This window comes from Nocardioides sp. YIM 152588, assembly GCF_040191335.1.
Classification (GTDB): domain Bacteria; phylum Actinomycetota; class Actinomycetes; order Propionibacteriales; family Nocardioidaceae; genus Nocardioides.
This window is the reverse complement of sequence record NZ_JBEGDJ010000013.1, coordinates 1-15,304: the sequence shown is the minus strand read 5'-3', so window position 1 is coordinate 15,304 and position 15,304 is coordinate 1. Positions and strand designations below refer to the sequence as shown.

Annotated in this window: 16 protein-coding genes; all 16 read right to left on the bottom strand. The window is 71.3% G+C overall.

All coding sequences use genetic code 11. The annotated features are described in order from the left end of the window. Positions 1 to 113 precede the first annotated feature (113 nt). The gene (locus ABLM29_RS08840) at positions 114 to 1,073 is read right to left on the bottom strand and encodes a hypothetical protein (protein ID WP_349713726.1); all 960 of its coding nucleotides are present in this window, start codon (positions 1,071 to 1,073) and stop codon (positions 114 to 116) included. 233 nt (positions 1,074 to 1,306) lie between these two features. After that, positions 1,307 to 3,571, bottom strand: a complete 2,265-nt coding sequence (locus ABLM29_RS08835; RefSeq protein WP_349713725.1) for a RelA/SpoT family protein — start codon at positions 3,569 to 3,571, stop codon at positions 1,307 to 1,309. A gap of 100 nt (positions 3,572 to 3,671) precedes the next feature. Next, a complete protein-coding gene (locus tag ABLM29_RS08830; protein WP_349713724.1) occupies positions 3,672 to 4,214 on the bottom strand; it encodes an adenine phosphoribosyltransferase in 543 nt (180 codons plus the stop codon). 5 nt (positions 4,215 to 4,219) lie between these two features. Then, positions 4,220 to 5,476, bottom strand: a complete 1,257-nt coding sequence (gene secF, locus ABLM29_RS08825; RefSeq protein WP_349713723.1) for a protein translocase subunit SecF — start codon at positions 5,474 to 5,476, stop codon at positions 4,220 to 4,222. Next, positions 5,476 to 7,212, bottom strand: coding sequence for a protein translocase subunit SecD (gene secD, locus ABLM29_RS08820; RefSeq protein ID WP_349713722.1), 1,737 nt, complete (start codon positions 7,210 to 7,212; stop codon positions 5,476 to 5,478). The genes secF and secD overlap by 1 nt, the downstream gene beginning before the upstream one ends. Before the next feature lie 4 nt (positions 7,213 to 7,216). Next, positions 7,217 to 7,549 carry a preprotein translocase subunit YajC gene (gene yajC / locus ABLM29_RS08815; protein ID WP_349713721.1) on the bottom strand — a complete coding sequence of 111 codons (333 nt, stop codon included), beginning with the start codon at positions 7,547 to 7,549 and terminating at the stop codon, positions 7,217 to 7,219. A gap of 148 nt (positions 7,550 to 7,697) precedes the next feature. Further along, the gene (gene ruvB, locus ABLM29_RS08810) at positions 7,698 to 8,795 is read right to left on the bottom strand and encodes a Holliday junction branch migration DNA helicase RuvB (protein WP_349713720.1); all 1,098 of its coding nucleotides are present in this window, start codon (positions 8,793 to 8,795) and stop codon (positions 7,698 to 7,700) included. A gap of 13 nt (positions 8,796 to 8,808) precedes the next feature. After that, positions 8,809 to 9,417: a Holliday junction branch migration protein RuvA gene (ruvA, locus tag ABLM29_RS08805; RefSeq protein WP_349713719.1), complete on the bottom strand. Its 609-nt coding sequence runs from the start codon at positions 9,415 to 9,417 to the stop codon at positions 8,809 to 8,811. Further along, positions 9,414 to 9,971, bottom strand: coding sequence for a crossover junction endodeoxyribonuclease RuvC (gene ruvC, locus ABLM29_RS08800; RefSeq protein ID WP_349713718.1), 558 nt, complete (start codon positions 9,969 to 9,971; stop codon positions 9,414 to 9,416). Before ruvC ends, ruvA begins: the two co-directional genes overlap by 4 nt. A gap of 141 nt (positions 9,972 to 10,112) precedes the next feature. After that, positions 10,113 to 10,880: a YebC/PmpR family DNA-binding transcriptional regulator gene (locus ABLM29_RS08795; protein WP_349713717.1), complete on the bottom strand. Its 768-nt coding sequence runs from the start codon at positions 10,878 to 10,880 to the stop codon at positions 10,113 to 10,115. Positions 10,881 to 10,929: 49 nt separating this feature from the next. Then, entirely contained in the window at positions 10,930 to 11,508 is a 579-nt protein-coding gene (gene pdxT / locus ABLM29_RS08790) for a pyridoxal 5'-phosphate synthase glutaminase subunit PdxT (protein ID WP_349713716.1), read from the bottom strand. A gap of 70 nt (positions 11,509 to 11,578) precedes the next feature. Continuing rightward, on the bottom strand, positions 11,579 to 12,130 hold the full coding sequence (locus ABLM29_RS08785; protein WP_349713715.1) for a hypothetical protein: 552 nt from the start codon (positions 12,128 to 12,130) through the stop codon (positions 11,579 to 11,581). Between the two features lie 145 nt (positions 12,131 to 12,275). Next, positions 12,276 to 12,845, bottom strand: a complete 570-nt coding sequence (locus ABLM29_RS08780; protein WP_349713714.1) for a hypothetical protein — start codon at positions 12,843 to 12,845, stop codon at positions 12,276 to 12,278. A 101-nt stretch (positions 12,846 to 12,946) separates the two neighbouring features. Beyond that, positions 12,947 to 13,642 carry a hypothetical protein gene (locus tag ABLM29_RS08775; RefSeq protein WP_349713713.1) on the bottom strand — a complete coding sequence of 232 codons (696 nt, stop codon included), beginning with the start codon at positions 13,640 to 13,642 and terminating at the stop codon, positions 12,947 to 12,949. Next, entirely contained in the window at positions 13,639 to 14,553 is a 915-nt protein-coding gene (locus ABLM29_RS08770; RefSeq protein ID WP_349713712.1) for a S24/S26 family peptidase, read from the bottom strand. Before ABLM29_RS08770 ends, ABLM29_RS08775 begins: the two co-directional genes overlap by 4 nt. Positions 14,554 to 14,556: 3 nt before the next feature. Next, the coding region (locus tag ABLM29_RS08765) for a hypothetical protein (protein ID WP_349713711.1) at positions 14,557 to 15,304 on the bottom strand (748 nt) is incomplete at its 5' end.

Genomic DNA, 15,304 nt, shown 5'->3' with positions numbered 1-15,304 from the left:
GCTGGCGGCGTTGGAATCACCGGTCGACCGGTGATTCGGTTGCTTGACAGGCAGTGCAACGCCTGTCGAGCAACCGAAGTGCCCGTCCGGTGTGACGCCTGGGAGAGAAGTGGTCAACCCGCGCGACGCGACCGCAGCACCCGATCGATGAAGGCCTGAAGCCGGAGGTCGAGCTTCACCGGCTCCGCCAGGTGGGGCCAGGTCACCCGGAAGCACCGCCAACCGGTCAGCTCGGCCACCAGGTCCTCGCGTCCCTTCTCCCGCACGACAAAGTCGGTCACGTCCTCCCCCGGCCGCAGGTAGCGCTGGTACTTCTCGCGACCGTCGAACTCCAGCCATATCCCCAGCTCGGGGATGGCGAAGTCGAGCTCCGCGACCAGCACGTCGCCGTCGTACACGCGGAACTGCGGTATCGGGGTCGGATAGCGATGCCACCAGAGGAAGTACGACAGCCGCGACTCGCCGACGGACGCCACTCGCCGATCGGCGAGGCGCAACGCGACGCGCGTGGCCTGTGAGCCGGGCCACCGCTCCGTCGCCGCACCGTACCGATCGACCAGCTCCTCCAGCGTGACCTGTCGGCGGTGGAGGAAGTGGTTCGCGACCACCAGCGTCTGCTCGGCACGGGCGATCGTGCCCACCTCGAGGACGGCACGGGCGGGCGCCGTGACGTCGACGCCGTGCACCGAGACGACGTCGGCCGGATCGATAGCGCCGCGATGCTGACAAACGCCTGCCTCCCGGCGGCCCGTCTTCCCATCGTGTCTGGTCAGGTGGGCGTCGCCCAGGTCGAGACCCCACACCGGGGCGTCGTGCATCGTCAGCGCGGAGGTGTGACTGAGCGAGGCCGGCGCACGGGACTGCGAAAGCGCTGCCCGCGAACGGACGGCGAATCGGCCGACCGGATCCAGGCCGGCCCAGGCCGGGCCATCGACGTACGCGCCGCGGCGGGGCCGAGCCAGGGTTCCACGCCGCACGGCAGCGGTCAGCGTACGGTCGGTGTGGCCGCGAGCCAGGAGGTCCGGGCGGAGGGAGATGGGGAGCAGTCGAGGGTCATCGTGGTCGAGAGACATGCGAGCAGCAGACCCGGCACCTGCGACAGTGCCGAGGCCGAGCCGCCCCGTGGTGGAGAGGCCACCGGGACCGGCGGGGGCTGTGGACGTTTTCCGGCCCAGCCCGGGCCCCGCCCCCACGAGTCCCAGGCGCCCCAGCGGACAGGCACTTCCTGCGCTTGACAGGCGCTGCAATGCCCGTCAAGCGCATGAATCACCGGTCGACCGGTGATTCCCCCCCCCACCAGCCACCCTCAGGCCGTCACCCGGTACACGTCGAACACCCCGGGCACGGACCGCACGGAGTTCAGCACGGTGTCGAGGTGCTTGGCGTCGGCCATCTCGAACGTGAAGCGCAGCTTCGCGACCCGGTCTCGGGAGGTGTTGAGGGTCGCGGAGAGCAGGTTCAGGTGGGCGTCGGAGAGCACCATCGAGATGTCGGTGAGGAGGCGCGAGCGGTCCAGCGCCTCGACCTGGATGTTGACCAGGAACGTCGACTGGCCGGTCGGGGCCCACTCGACGTCGAGCACCTTCTCCGGCTGCTGGAGCAGGCTGGCGGCGTTCGTGCAGTCCTTGCGGTGCACCGACACCCCGCCGCCCTTGGTGACGAAGCCGAGGATCGGGTCCATCGGCACCGGCGCGCAGCAGCGGGCGAGCTTGACCCACACGTCGGGGGCGCCCTTGACGATGACGCCGGCCTCGCCGCCCGACGCCAGCCTGGTACGACGGGAGCGACCCGTGATGGTGACGGCCTCGGCCAGGTCCTCGGCGGCGCCCTCGTCCCCGCCGTGCAGCTCGATGACCTTGCGGACCACCGTCTGCGCGCCGAGGTTGCCCTCGCCGACCGCGGCGTAGAGCGCGGAGACGTCCGTGAGCTTGAACTGCTCGGCGGTCTGGGTGAGCGACTCGTGGCTGAGCAGCCGCTTGAGCGGCAGCCCCTCCTTGCGCATCACCTTGGCGATCTCGTCCTTGCCCTTCTCGATCGCCTCCTCGCGCCGCTCCTTGGTGAACCACTGGCGGATCTTGGAGCGGGCGCGCTGGGACTTGACGAAGTTCAGCCAGTCCCGCGACGGCCCGGCGGTGGGCGCCTTCGAGGTGAACACCTCGACGACGTCGCCGTTCTCGAGCGTCGACTCCAGGGGCACGAGGCGCCCGTTCACCCGGGAGCCGATGGTGTGGTGGCCGACCTCGGTGTGCACCGCGTAGGCGAAGTCCACCGGCGTGGAGCCCGACGGCAGCGCGATGACGTCGCCGCGCGGGGTGAAGACGTAGGTCTCGGCGCGGTTGATCTCGAAGCGCAGGGACTCCAGGAACTCGTCGGGGTCCTCGACCTCGCTCTGCCAGTCCAGCAGCTGCCGGACCCAGGTCATGTCGTCGAGGTCGCCGCGCTGCTCGGTGTCCTGCCCGGCTCGGCCGGCCTCCTTGTACTTCCAGTGCGCGGCGACGCCGTACTCGGCCCGGCGGTGCATCGCGAAGGTGCGGATCTGCATCTCCACGGGCTTGCCCTGCGGGCCGATCACCGTCGTGTGCAGCGACTGGTACATGTTGAACTTCGGCATCGCGACGTAGTCCTTGAACCGGCCGAGGACCGGGTTCCAGCGCGAGTGGAGCACGCCGAGGACGCCGTAGCAGTCGCGGTCCTCCTCGACCAGGATGCGGATGCCGACCAGGTCGTAGATGTCGGAGAAGTCGCGGCCGCCGACGATCATCTTCTGGTAGATCGAGTAGTAGTGCTTCGGCCGACCCGTGACGGTCGCCTTGATCTTCGACTCGCGCAGGTCGTGCTCAACCTGGCTGATCACCTCCGCCAGGAAGTGCTCGCGGGCGGGGGCGCGCTCGGCGACCAGGCGCACGATCTCGTCGTAGATCTTCGGGTGCAGCGTGGCGAACGCGAGGTCCTCCAGCTCCCACTTGATCGTGTTCATGCCGAGCCGGTGGGCCAGCGGGGCGTAGATGTCGAGCGTCTCCCGCGCCGTCCGCTCCTGGCTCTTGTGCGGCACGAAGCGCAGGGTCCGCATGTTGTGGAGCCGGTCGGCGAGCTTGATCACCAGGACCCGGATGTCGCGCGACATCGCGACGATCATCTTGCGGATCGTCTCGGCCTTCGCGGTGTCGCCGTAGACCAGCTTGTCCAGCTTGGTCACGCCGTCGACCAGCTGGGCGACCTCGTCACCGAAGTCGCGCCGGCACTCCTCCAGCGTGTACGGCGTGTCCTCGACCGTGTCGTGCAGCAGGGCCGCGACCAGCGTCGGCTCGGTCATCCCGATGCCGGCGAGGATGGTGGTGACCGCCAGCGGGTGGGTGATGTAGGGGTCGCCACTCTTGCGCTTCTGCTCGCCGTGCAGCCGCTCGGCGGTGACGTAGGCGCGCTCGAGCAGCGCCAGGTCCGCCTTGGGGTGGTTGGTCCGGACCGCGCGGAAGAGCGGCTCGAGCACCGGGTTGGCCCCGTTGCGGCTGCCCATCCGTGCCAGCCGCGCACGCACCGCCGATGGCCGTGGCGCGGTGCGTTCCTCACTCATTGCGCCAGTCTAGGACCTCGCCGGTCCCTCCCCGCCCGGGAGGCGCCCGGTTGGGGACGACGTCCCGGCCCGACCTGGCACGAGACGTCGAGCGGCGGGCTCAGACCGCGTGCAGCGCGGCGACCGGCAGGCCGCCCAGGGCGGCGCGACCGTCGAGGAAGCCGAGCTCCATGAGCACCGCCAGCGCCGCGGGCTCCGCGCCGCAGCGGCGGACCAGCTCGGCGGCTGCCGCGGCGGTGCCACCGGTGGCCAGCACGTCGTCGACGACCAGCACACGCTCCCCCGGGGCGAACGCGTCGGCGTGGACCTCGAGAGTCGCCTCGCCGTACTCCAGCGCGTAGGCGATGGCGTGGGTCTCGCCGGGCAGCTTGCCGGGCTTGCGCACCGGCACGAAGCCGACGCCGAGCGCCATCGCCACCGGCGCGGCCAGGATGAAGCCGCGGGCCTCGAGGCCGGCGACCTTGTCCACCACCGGGGCGCCGTCGGCGCCGCGGCCGGCGGCCGCGAGCGCCTCGACGACGACCCGCAGGGCGTCGGTGTCGGCCAGCAGCGGGGTGATGTCCTTGAACATCACCCCGGGCTCCGGGAAGTCGGGGACGTCCCGGACGAGCCGCGCCATCAGCTCGGCGATCGTGGCCGACATCGCGCCTACTTCTTGCCGCGCTTGGAGCGGGGCTGGCGGACCGGCTGCTTGCGTCCCGACGAGCCGCTCTCGTCGACCGGGCGGGCCGCCGTCGGCAGCACCCGGCCCTTGCCGGCGGCCGGGGGCGTCGACGGGGTCCGCGTCTGCGCCGGGACCGGCTCGTCGACGGCGGTGAACCCCTGGTCCTCGCCCTCGAACGGGACCTCGGGCTCCTGGTCGACGACCGGCATGTCCTCGGCGAACGCCGGCACGGCGGCGTACCGGTCGGCCATCGCACGCTTCTTGGCACGGGCCCGGCGGGCCTGCTCCTGCACCTCGGTCTCGGTCGACTTCAGGTGCACCAGCACGCGCGGCGCGAGCATCACCGAGGAGTAGACGCCGGCGGCCATGCCGACGAACTGCGCGAGCGCGAGGTCCTGCAGCGAGCTGGCGCCCAGCTGGACGGCGCTCACGTAGAGGATCGCGCCGATCGGGATCAGCGCGACGATCGACGTGTTGATCGACCGGACCAGGGTCTGGTTGACCGCCAGGTTCGCCGCGTCGCCGTACGACTGCGTGCTCTTGCGCAGGGTCGTGGTGTTCTCCTTGACCTTGTCGAAGACCACGACCGTGTCGTAGAGCGAGAAGCCGAGGATCGCGAGCAGGCCCGTGACGGCCGCGGGCGTCACCTGGAAGCCCGAGAGCGAGTAGACGCCGACGGTCAGGGCGATGTCGTGGAACAGCGCGACGAGCGCCGCCACGGACATCTTCCACTCCCGGAAGTAGATCCAGATGAAGATGACGACCAGCACCAGGAAGACGCCGATGCCGATCAGGGCGCGCTGGGCGACCTCCTTGCCCCAGCTCGGGCCGACCTCGGTCCTGGAGATGTCCTCGACCGCGAGGTCCGGGTACTCGGCGATCACGGCCGCGTCGACCTCAGCACGCTCGCTCGCGTCCAGGGTCTCCATCTGCACCGTGAGCGCGTCGTCGCCGGCGGTGGTCACCACCGGGTTCTCGGCGCCCCCGATGTCGGCCGCGGCGATCGACTCGCGCAGCTGGTCCGCGTTGTCCTGCGTGGCATTGCCGGAGCCCACCGGCACCGAGTACGTCGTACCGCCGACGAACTCCACGCCGAAGTTGAGCCCCTTGACGTAGATCGCCAGCAGTGCGGACAGCACCAGCACGGCGGTCACGCCGTACCAGAGCAGGCGGTGGCCCACGAAGTCGAACGACTTGCGGCCCTGGTAGAGGTCGTTGCCGAGCCTCGACATCTTGCCCATCAGGCCTTGCCTCCTGCGTACTGCACCGGAGCGTCCATGCCGAGCGTCTCCTTGCTCAGACCGGACCACTTGTTGCCGGAGTTGAAGAACCTGAACTGGGCCAGCCAGGACACCATCGGCTTGGTGAACCAGAACAGGACCGCGAGGTCGATCAGGGTGGACAGACCGAGCGCGAAGCCGAAGCCCTTCACCGCGCCGGTCGCGAAGATGTAGAGCACCGACGCGGAGAGCAGCGACACCGTGTTGGCCGCGATCCGGGTGACCCGGGCGCGGGCCCAGCCGGTCTCCACCGCGACCCGCATCGACTTGCCCTCGCGCATCTCGTCACGGATCCGCTCGAAGAAGATGACGAACGAGTCGGCCGTGATGCCGATCGCGATGATCAGGCCCGCGATGCCCGGCAGGGTGAGCGTGAAGCCCGCCGTCTCGCCGAGCAGGAGCACCATCGCGTAGGTGATCCCGGCGGCGACGAAGAGCGACGCCACGACCACGACGCCGAGTCCGCGGTAGTAGACCAGGCAGTAGAGCATCACCAGCAGCAGGCCGATCGCGCCGGCGGTGAGGCCCGCGCGGAGCTGGTTGCCGGCCAGCGACGGGCCGATCTCCTCGACCGTCGGGTTCTTCTCGAACGAGATCGGCAGCGCGCCGAACTTGAGGCTGTTGGCCAGCGAGGTCGCCGTCGTCTCGTTGAAGTCGCCCTCGATCTGGGACTTGCCGTTGGTGATCACCGAGTTCATCACCGGGGCCGACAGCACCTGGCCGTCGAGCACGATCGCGAACTGCTCCTCGGTGCCCGCGAAGGCGCGCGAGATCGTCGCGAAGTCGTCCTTGGCGCCCGTCGAGCCCTGGGGGTGGGCCTTGTCGCTGTCATTGCCCATCTCGATGTTGACGACCCACTGCAGCTGGTTCTGCGGGATGCCGGCGGAGGCGTCGGTGAGCTCGGTGCCCTCGATCACGGAGCGCGAGAGCAGGTACTTCTGCGTGATGCCGTCCTCGGGCTCGGCGCAGGCGACCAGCGGCTTGTCCGGGTCGTCGGTCACGGTGGCCGGGTTGCCCTTGGCGTTGAGCAGGACACCGTCGTCGCGGCAGGTGAACTTGTTGTACTGCGCGATGGACTCGGCGTCCGGGCTCCGGCTCCAGGCGATCTCGCCCTCGGCGGTGCCGTCGCCCGGGACGACCTGGTCGGTCTCGGCGGGGGCGTCGGTCGCGGTCTCGGTGGGCTCGGTGGCGCTCTCGGAGGCGCCCTCGGACGGCGAGGCCGTCTCGTCGGCCTTGGCCTTCTTGTCCGCCTTCTTGCCGTCCTTGTCGGCCGCCAGGCTCAGCGGCGCGCGGCCCAGGCCCGGCGTCGTGGTGGCGCACGGGCCGGGGTCGGCCTCGGAGCAGGCGACGAGGCGGAACCGCAGCTGCGCCTGGCGCTTGACCGTCTCCTCGAGCTGGTTGCGGTTCTCGGTCGAGCCGGGGACCTCGACGACGATGTACTGGTCGCCCTGGGTGGTCACGGACGCCTCCGTGACACCCGAGCCGTTGACGCGCTGGTCGATGATCCGGCGCGCCTCGTCGAGGCTCTCGGCGCTCGGCGAGCCGTTCGCGACGAGGGTGATCCTGGTGCCGCCCTCGAGGTCGAGGCCGAGCGCCGGCTTCCAGTTCCCGGTGAGCGCTACCAGTCCGTAGCAGAGTGCGACACCGAGGAAGAAGACCACGAGCGTCCGGCCTGGCCGGTGACGTCGGGATGCCATCGGGTCAGTCCTCTCCCTGCCCCGGACTGGCGTCGCCGCCGTCGTAGCCGTCGTACTCGTCCTCGGTCTCCTCGGCCTCGGACTCGTCCGCGCGCTGCACCTTGGAGTTGATGGCGCCGCGTACGACGCGGATGGTCGTGCCGGGCGAGATCTCGACGCCGACGTGGTCGTCGGTGAGCTCGACGATCGAGCCGAAGATGCCCGAGGTCAGCATGACCTCGTCACCCACCTCCAGGCTCGACTGCAGCTGCTGGACGGCCTTCTGCCGGCGCTGCTGGGGACGGATCATCAGCAGCCAGAAGATCACCGCGATCGCGAGGATCCAGATCAGTTCCACGAAAAGCCTCTCAGCACGTTGGTACCCGGTCCGGGTTCTCGGAGCAGGGTCGGACCGACGGGCAAGTGTAGCCAGCCACACCCGCGCACCCGTGCACCGAGGGGGTTCCGAGGTGGGCGCGCCGCCGAGCGAGCGGAGTCGCCGCAGGTCAGTCGCCGAAGAGAGCGTCGTCGTCCGCGTCGCCCCGGTCGCGGCCGAGGTAGGAGTCGGCGGGCGGGGCCATGCCCAGGTGGCGCCAGGCGGCGTCCGTGGCGATGCGACCCCGTGGCGTCCGCGCCAGGAAGCCGTTGCGCACCAGGAACGGCTCGGCCACCTCCTCGACCGTCTCCCGCTCCTCGCCGACCGCGACGGCCAGCGTCGAGACGCCGACCGGGCCACCGCCGAAGCGGCGGCAGAGCACGTCGAGCACCCCGCGGTCGAGTCGGTCCAGTCCGAGCTCGTCCACCTCGTAGAGGTCGAGCGCGTTGCGCGCGACCGGGGCGGTGACGACGCCGTCGGCGCGGACCTGAGCGAAGTCGCGAACCCGGCGAAGGAGCCGGTTCGCGATCCGTGGCGTGCCGCGCGAGCGGGAGGCGATCTCGGCGGAGCCCTCGGTGGTGAGCTCCACACCGAGGAGCCCGGCCGAGCGGTGCACGATGCGGTCCAGCTCGTGCGGCTCGTAGAACTCGAGGTGCGCGGTGAACCCGAACCGGTCGCGCAGCGGGCCGGGCAGCAGGCCGGCCCGGGTGGTGGCGCCGACCAGGGTGAACGGCGGCAGCTCGATCGGGATCGCCGTGGCGCCCGGCCCCTTGCCGATGACGACGTCGACCCGGAAGTCCTCCATCGCCAGGTAGAGCATCTCCTCGGCGGGCCGGGACATCCGGTGGATCTCGTCGACGAAGAGCACCTCGCCCTCGTTGAGGCCGGAGAGGATCGCTGCCAGGTCGCCGGCGTGCGTGATCGCGGGGCCGCTGGTCAGGCGCAGGGCGGTCCCCATCTCGGCGGCGATGATCATCGCCAGGGTCGTCTTGCCCAACCCGGGCGGCCCCGAGAGCAGCACGTGGTCGGGCGCGCGGCCGCGTTGGCGGGCGGCCTCGAGCACCAGGCCGAGCTGGTCGCGCACGCGGGCCTGGCCGACGACCTCGTCGAGGTTGCGGGGGCGCAGCGCCGCCTCCACGGCGCGCTCGTCGCCGTCCGCCTCTGCCGTGGTCAGCGACCGCAGGTGCGTCTCCTCCGCCACCTCGAGCTCGTCCTCGTGGAAGGGCATCGAAACTCCGTCCTCAGGCCTTCGACAGGGTGCGGAGCGCGGAGCGCAGCAGCACGCTCACGTTGACCGAGCCGTTCATCGCCTCGGCGTCCGGGGCGATCGCGTCGACCGCCTTCTCGGCGTCCTTGGTCGAGTAGCCCAGGCCGACCAGCGCCTGGGTCACCTGGTCCCGCCAGGGCGCCGCGCCGGTGGTCCGCGGCGCCTCGACCCGACCACCCGTCGGCGCGCCGATGCGGTCCTTGAGCTCGAGGATGATCCGCTGCGCGCCCTTCTGCCCGATGCCGGGGACCTTGGTCAGCGTCTTGACGTCGTCACCGGCGATCGCGGTCCGGATGCCGTCGGGCGAGAGCACGGCGACGATGGCCTGGGCCAGCTTGGGGCCGACGCCCGACGCGGTCTGCACCAGCTCGAAGACGGCCTTCTCGTCGGCGTCGGCGAAGCCGTAGAGCGTCATCGAGTCCTCGCGGACGACCATGCTCGTCGGCAGCGTCGCCTCCTGCCCGTCGCGGAGCGTGGCGAGGGTGGCCGGGGTGCACATCAGCTCGTAGCCGACGCCGGACACGTCGAGGACGACGCTGGAGAGGGTGACGGCGGCGACGCGGCCGCGGACGAAGGCGATCATCGGGGGCTCCGAACTGTGCGTGCGGTCAGACGGTTGGCGGTCCTGGGGGCGGCCGCGACGGCCGCGTCGATCCGGGCCTGGGCTCCCCCGCGCCACAGGTGGGTGATGGCCAGCGCGAGCGCGTCGGCGGCGTCGGCCGGCTTCGGCGGGGCGTCGAGTCGCAGGATCCGGGTCACCATGGCGCCGACCTGCGCCTTGTCCGCGCGGCCGTTGCCGGAGACCGCGGCCTTGACCTCGCTCGGGGTGTGCAGCGCGACCGGGAGCCCGCGCCGGGCGGCGCAGACCATCGCGATGCCGGCCGCCTGCGCCGTGCCCATGATCGTGGAGACGTCGGACCGGGCGAAGATCCGCTCGATCGCGACGGCGTCCGGCTCGTGCTCGTCGAGCCGGGCGTCGATCCCCGCCTCGATGGTCACCAGCCGCTCCGGCACCGAGAGGTGGGCCGAGGTGCGCACCACTCCGACGTCGAGCATCCGCAGCGGGCGACCGAGCGCCCCCTCCACGACACCGATGCCGCAGCGGGTCAGCCCCGGGTCGATCCCGAGAACGCGCATGCCCGGCCTCCTAGTCGCCAGATCGAACAGGTGTTCGCAGGCTACCCGGCGGCCGGGGCGCTTCGGGGCCGGACACGCCCGGTGGTGGTGGTTTCGAGGCTCGCTTCGCTCGCACCTCAACCACCGGGCGGCCGGCGTACCTCAGGCGTCGATGGCCTCGAGCACGTCGTCGGAGATGTCGGCGTTGGAGAAGACGTTCTGCACGTCGTCGAGGTCGTCGACGGCGTCCACGAGCTTGAACACCTTCGCCGCGGCGTCGGGCTCGGCGACCGGGATGTCCATGGTCGCGACGAACTGGACCTCGGCGGAGTCGTACTCGATGCCGGCGTCCTGGAGCGCCGTGCGGACCGCGACCACGTCGGTGGCCTCGGACTGGACCTCGAAGGCCTCGCCGAGGTCGTTGACCTCCTCGGCGCCGGCGTCGAGGGTCGCCTCCAGCACGTCGTCCTCCGACACGTCCGTGCCCTCGTGGGACTTGGGCACCACGACGACGCCCTTGCGGACGAAGAGGCGGGAGACGGAGCCGGGGTCGGCCATGGTGCCGCCGTTGCGGGTGACCGCGGTGCGGACCTCCATCGCGGCGCGGTTGCGGTTGTCGGTGAGGCACTCGACGAGGAGCGCGACGCCCTGGGGGCCGTAGACCTCGTACATGATCGTCTCGTAGTCGACGCCGCCGCCCTCGAGGCCGCCGCCGCGCTTGACCGCGGAGTCGATGTTCTTGTTGGGCACCGACTGCTTCTTGGCCTTCTGGATGGCGTCGTAGAGCGTCGGGTTGCCGGCGGGGTCGGGACCACCCATCTTGGCGGCGATCTCGATGTTCTTGATCAGCTTCGCGAAGAGCTTGCCCCGCTTGGCGTCGATCGCAGCCTTCTTGTGCTTCGTGGTCGCCCACTTGGAGTGGCCAGACATGCGTCCCTACTTCCCGCTCGACAACAGCGCTGTTTCAGCGGCGTCGAGTCTATCGCTGGACCAGATCCAGCAGCAGGCGGTGCACCCGGTCCTCGCCGTTGACCTCCGGGTGGAACGACGTGGCCAGCAGGTTCCCCTGCCGTACGGCGACGGGGTGGTCGTGCGCCGTGGCCAGCACCTCGACGCCGGGGCCGACCTCCTCCACCCACGGCGCCCGGATGAACACGGCGTGCACCGGGTCGTCGAGGCCGGCGAGGTCGAGGTCGGTCTCGAACGAGTCCACCTGGCGTCCGAACGCGTTGCGGCGGACGGTGGCGTCGAGGCCGCCGATCGTCTCCTGGCCGGCCGCCCCGTCGCGCACCCGGTCGGCGAGCAGGATCATCCCGGCACAGGTGCCCAGCACCGGCATGCCGGCCCCGATCCGATGCCGGATCGGCTCGAGCAGCTCGAAGGTCCGGGCCAGCTTGGCCATGGTCGTCGACTCTCCCCCGGGCAGCACGAGCGCATCGCACTCGTCGAGCTCGGACGCGCGGCGGACGCCCCTGGCACGCACGCCCAGCCCCTCGAGCACCCGCAGGTGCTCACGGACATCACCCTGGAGCGCGAAGACGCCGACGGTTCCGGTCACAGCCGGACGCTAGTCGACGGGTGCTCGGACCCACCCACCAGGCCCGACCCGTGACCCTCGCCCGCAGCGGTCAGTCCATGCTCGGCGGGACGTGCCAGGGCTCCCAGACGTTGGGGTCCCAGTACTGGTACCCGCCGACCATGGAGCACTGGGAGTAGCCGAGGTTCCGGTACATGAAGATCCCCTGCGGCCACAGCTGCCACCACCCGGCGACGCGCGTCGACGCACCGGCCGTCCCGTAGCCCTTGAGGGCGCGGACGGAGATGCCGGCGCCGGTCCATCCCCCGGGTCCCGGCCCGTAGTACTTCGAGTCAGCCGGCACCGAGAAGCTCATCTCGCCGGCGCTCGGGGCGACGTCGAAGGTGTAGGGCGTCGTGTCGATGCCCGGCCAGACGTACACCCGGTACCCGTCGACCAGCCCCGCGTTGGTCGCGGGCGCGCGCCACCGGATGGACGAGTTGGCGTAGAAGCCGTCCACGCAGCGGATCGAGGTCGGCGGCCACAGGCTCGGGCCGGGTTCGGACCGCACCGAGCTCGTTCCGTTCGTCATGACCGCGCCGATCCACGCGGCCAGGGTCCGCTCCCTGACCAGCAGGCCGAGCGCCACCGCCAAGGTGGCCACCGCCACGCACCGCGACCACGCCGACATCGCGGCACAGCGCGCCTCCGACGAGCGCTCCGTTGCACCCACCGCACACTCCCCCCAGGACTTGCGACGACTGGGGTGTGATCGGCCTAGGGACGTCCCACTTGAGACGTCCGTCACATCATCCGCGATCCGGCCCCGTGCATCCCCTGCCCGCCGGGCAGTCCTCGTCGACCGGGATCTTGCGCGCCTTGTCGTTGGGGTCCCAGAGGATCCAGCTCGTTCCCCAGGGGTTCGACGGCGACGTGCAGGACGCGTCGTAGGCGCTGTACTTGTAGATGGAGCGCCCCTCCGGCCACTTCTGCCGCCAGCCGTTGCGCCGGGTGGAGTAACCCGCGGCGGCGTCCACCCCGTTCGCGTAGTAGAGGGTCCGCACCGAGAGCACGGCGCCGTAGTAGGACCCGTAGTAGTAGCCGTAGTAGTGCATCGCCGACGAGCCCACGTCTCCGACCCACCATTGACTGACCGACTTGCCCATCACGTCGACCACCTGGGTGGTGGCCTGGCCGTCGTTCGCCCAGAGGTAGATCCGATAGCCGACGGCATCGGCGTCCGCGGATGGGGTCCACTTCAGATACCGGTACGCGTTGTTGTTGTCCAGGTTGCCTCCGGCGGGGCAGGTGACGTTCTGCAGGGTCGACGGCGGCCCGGACAGCGCGCTCACCTCGGCCCCGGTCCCCTGGTTCCTCACCTCGGCCGCGTTCCACGCCGCCCGGGCACCCGGGACAGCGAGCACCGCACCCAGGACCACAGCGGCGAGAGCGAGCGCAGCACCCCCCGGCCTCCGACCCGTCATGTCGCCAGGCTCCAGGTGAGGTCGAGCCGGATCGAGGTGCCGGCGTACGCGGGATCGGTGTTCCGGTCCAGCACCCAGGAGAACTGGCAGTACCAGGAGGCGCCGGACCGCAGGTCGCCGCTGGAGAGGGTGCCGGTCACGGTGTGGGTCTGCGCCGATGCCGCCTGCAGGGTCGCCGCCGAGACGGTGGTGTACTTCGGCGTCGCCCACGTGAGGCCCGTGCTCGTCGGCCCGCAGGCCATCGACACCTTGAGCCCCGAGATCGCCGGGGAGGCCGCGCCGTAGGCGGCGTAGGAGCTCTCGGTGTAGTTGCACAGGTTCGTCGGCGCGGGGGTGGGAGTGCACCCACCGGGGGTGACCGTGAAGGTCCTGCCGTGGGCGGCGCCGACGTTCGAGAACTTCACCAGCTTGGACGCGGTGGCGCCGGGCGCGACCGACAGGTCGAGGAAGAGCTTGTTGGTGCAGGTCGAGTTGCTGTTGGCGGTGTTCACCGACGACCAGCACGCTCCGGCGTCACCGCCGACCGCGTCCTGCCGGAGGATCACGCCCGCCGTGCTCTGCGCACCGCTGGCGTTGTCCACCCGGGCGTCGACCCACCCGGCGAGCGTCCCCGACACCACGCCGTGCGCGAGGAGCACCAGCACCGCGCCGGCCCCCAGCCACAGCGTGGCGCGACCGCGTCGCCGGGTCATGGGGCCACCGCACCGTGACGCGCCGCACGCTCCCGCACCGCGGAGACGACAGCAGGGCTGAAGCAGCCGGCGATGATCAGTGCCCACCACCACCAGGCGAGCACCGGCGCGATCCTGACCTCGAGGCGGTGCTCGTCCTGCTCGCCCGCGCCCAGTGCCACCGCCTCGACGGTGCCGACCTCGCCCGCGCCGATCCGTACCCGGTCCCCGCCGTCCGCCGTGATCTCGACCGGCAGCAGGCCGGTGCCGACGAAGGTTCCGGTCGCCGATCCGTCGTCGTCGGCGGTGAACGCGAGCTGCTGGGCACCGACCAGCGGGTCGTACCAGCTGATCGTCAGCGCCAGGAGCGCCGCGCCGAGCAGCAGCGTCACCGGGGCTCGGGCGCCGGCACGGACGAACCGTCGGACGATCGCGATGGCGACGGCACCCGCGAGCAGCGCCGGCCCCATCAGGGCCAGCCAGCCCGCTCCCTTCCACACCATCACGACACGTCCCCGCACGTCCTCGGCCTCGAGGCGCCACGGATCGGTCGGGCTCAGCTCACCGCGGGTCGCGATCGTGCCGTCGGCGTTGCGCGCCTCGACGGCATGGCTGAAGGTCAGGTCGCTGCCCGGCGGCACGAAGGTGATGAAGTCGCCCGGCCGGAGGGAGTCGAAGTCCGTCGGCTTGACCCACAGCAGGGCGCCGACCGGGGCGGTCGTGCCCATGGACGGCGTCTCCACCCGGGCCCACCGACCGCCGTCGGCGTACCAGGCGAAGGCCGCGGCCGCGACGAGCGCGAGGGTGCCCCAGACCAGCCACGGCGTGAGGTGCCGCCGGCGGTGCCGGGCGGCGCGCGACGCCGTCGACGGCGCGCGACGACCCGCCGCGGATCGCTCCGCGGTCTCGGGCGTGGCAGCTGCTGGCGTCACGGCTCAGGTGGTCGCGAGCGTCCAGCGGAACGTCTCGGTCACGGCGAGGTTCTGGGCGTACGGGCTCTCGTTGGCGTCGAGCTTGAGCCAGAACCGGCACCACCAGGTCGCACCGGCCGCGAGGTGGCCGGTGTTCGTGTAGGTCCGCGTCCCGAACGAGTCGAGGGTGCGGAAGGTGTCGGGGCCGGGGTTCCAGGCGGTGTCGCTCCACGGCGTGCTGTCGCCGTACGACGTCCCGCCGCTGGCGCAGTTCATCCGCACCTGGACCCCGTAGACCGCCGGGGTGCTGCCCGCGGCCGCGGTCGCGGTGCACAGCGACGGCGCCGTGTAGGTCGGCGTGAACCCGGCGACCGGCTGCGTGGTGCACGAGACCGGCGTCAGCGTGAAGGACGTCCCGCCCGCGCTGCCGATGTTCGTGAACTTCACGTCGTAGGTCTTCGCGCTGGCGTCCAGCGGCGACAGCACCAGGCTGCCGAACAGGTCGTTGGTGCACGTCGAGTTCTGGTTCGAGGCCTGCTCGCCCGAGGAGCAGCTGCCCTGGGCGTCCTGCTTGAGGATCACCGCGGTCCGCGAGGCGACCGAGTTCGTGCCGTTGGCGACCTCCGCCTGGATCCAGGAGGCCAGGCTCCCGTTCACCCCGACCACCATCACCACGGCCGCCACCGCGCCGGCGCCCCACAGCGGCGCGCCCGAACGGGACAGCGCGCGGCGCCGGTCCGGCTCCGCGCCTCGCCTCCCTCCGGGCCGTACC

What these genes read in the sequence shown, in the direction of transcription:
- ABLM29_RS08840 (WP_349713726.1), bottom strand. Translation starts at nt 1,073, where the DNA reads ATGTCTCTCGACCACGATGACCCTCGACTGCTCCCCATCTCCCTCCGC.
- ABLM29_RS08835 (WP_349713725.1), bottom strand. Translation starts at nt 3,571, where the DNA reads ATGAGTGAGGAACGCACCGCGCCACGGCCATCGGCGGTGCGTGCGCGG.
- ABLM29_RS08830 (WP_349713724.1), bottom strand. Translation starts at nt 4,214, where the DNA reads ATGTCGGCCACGATCGCCGAGCTGATGGCGCGGCTCGTCCGGGACGTC.
- secF (WP_349713723.1), bottom strand. Translation starts at nt 5,476, where the DNA reads ATGGGCAAGATGTCGAGGCTCGGCAACGACCTCTACCAGGGCCGCAAG.
- secD (WP_349713722.1), bottom strand. Translation starts at nt 7,212, where the DNA reads ATGGCATCCCGACGTCACCGGCCAGGCCGGACGCTCGTGGTCTTCTTC.
- ruvB (WP_349713720.1), bottom strand. Translation starts at nt 8,795, where the DNA reads ATGCCCTTCCACGAGGACGAGCTCGAGGTGGCGGAGGAGACGCACCTG.
- ruvA (WP_349713719.1), bottom strand. Translation starts at nt 9,417, where the DNA reads ATGATCGCCTTCGTCCGCGGCCGCGTCGCCGCCGTCACCCTCTCCAGC.
- ruvC (WP_349713718.1), bottom strand. Translation starts at nt 9,971, where the DNA reads ATGCGCGTTCTCGGGATCGACCCGGGGCTGACCCGCTGCGGCATCGGT.
- ABLM29_RS08795 (WP_349713717.1), bottom strand. Translation starts at nt 10,880, where the DNA reads ATGTCTGGCCACTCCAAGTGGGCGACCACGAAGCACAAGAAGGCTGCG.
- ABLM29_RS08775 (WP_349713713.1), bottom strand. Translation starts at nt 13,642, where the DNA reads ATGACCCGGCGACGCGGTCGCGCCACGCTGTGGCTGGGGGCCGGCGCG.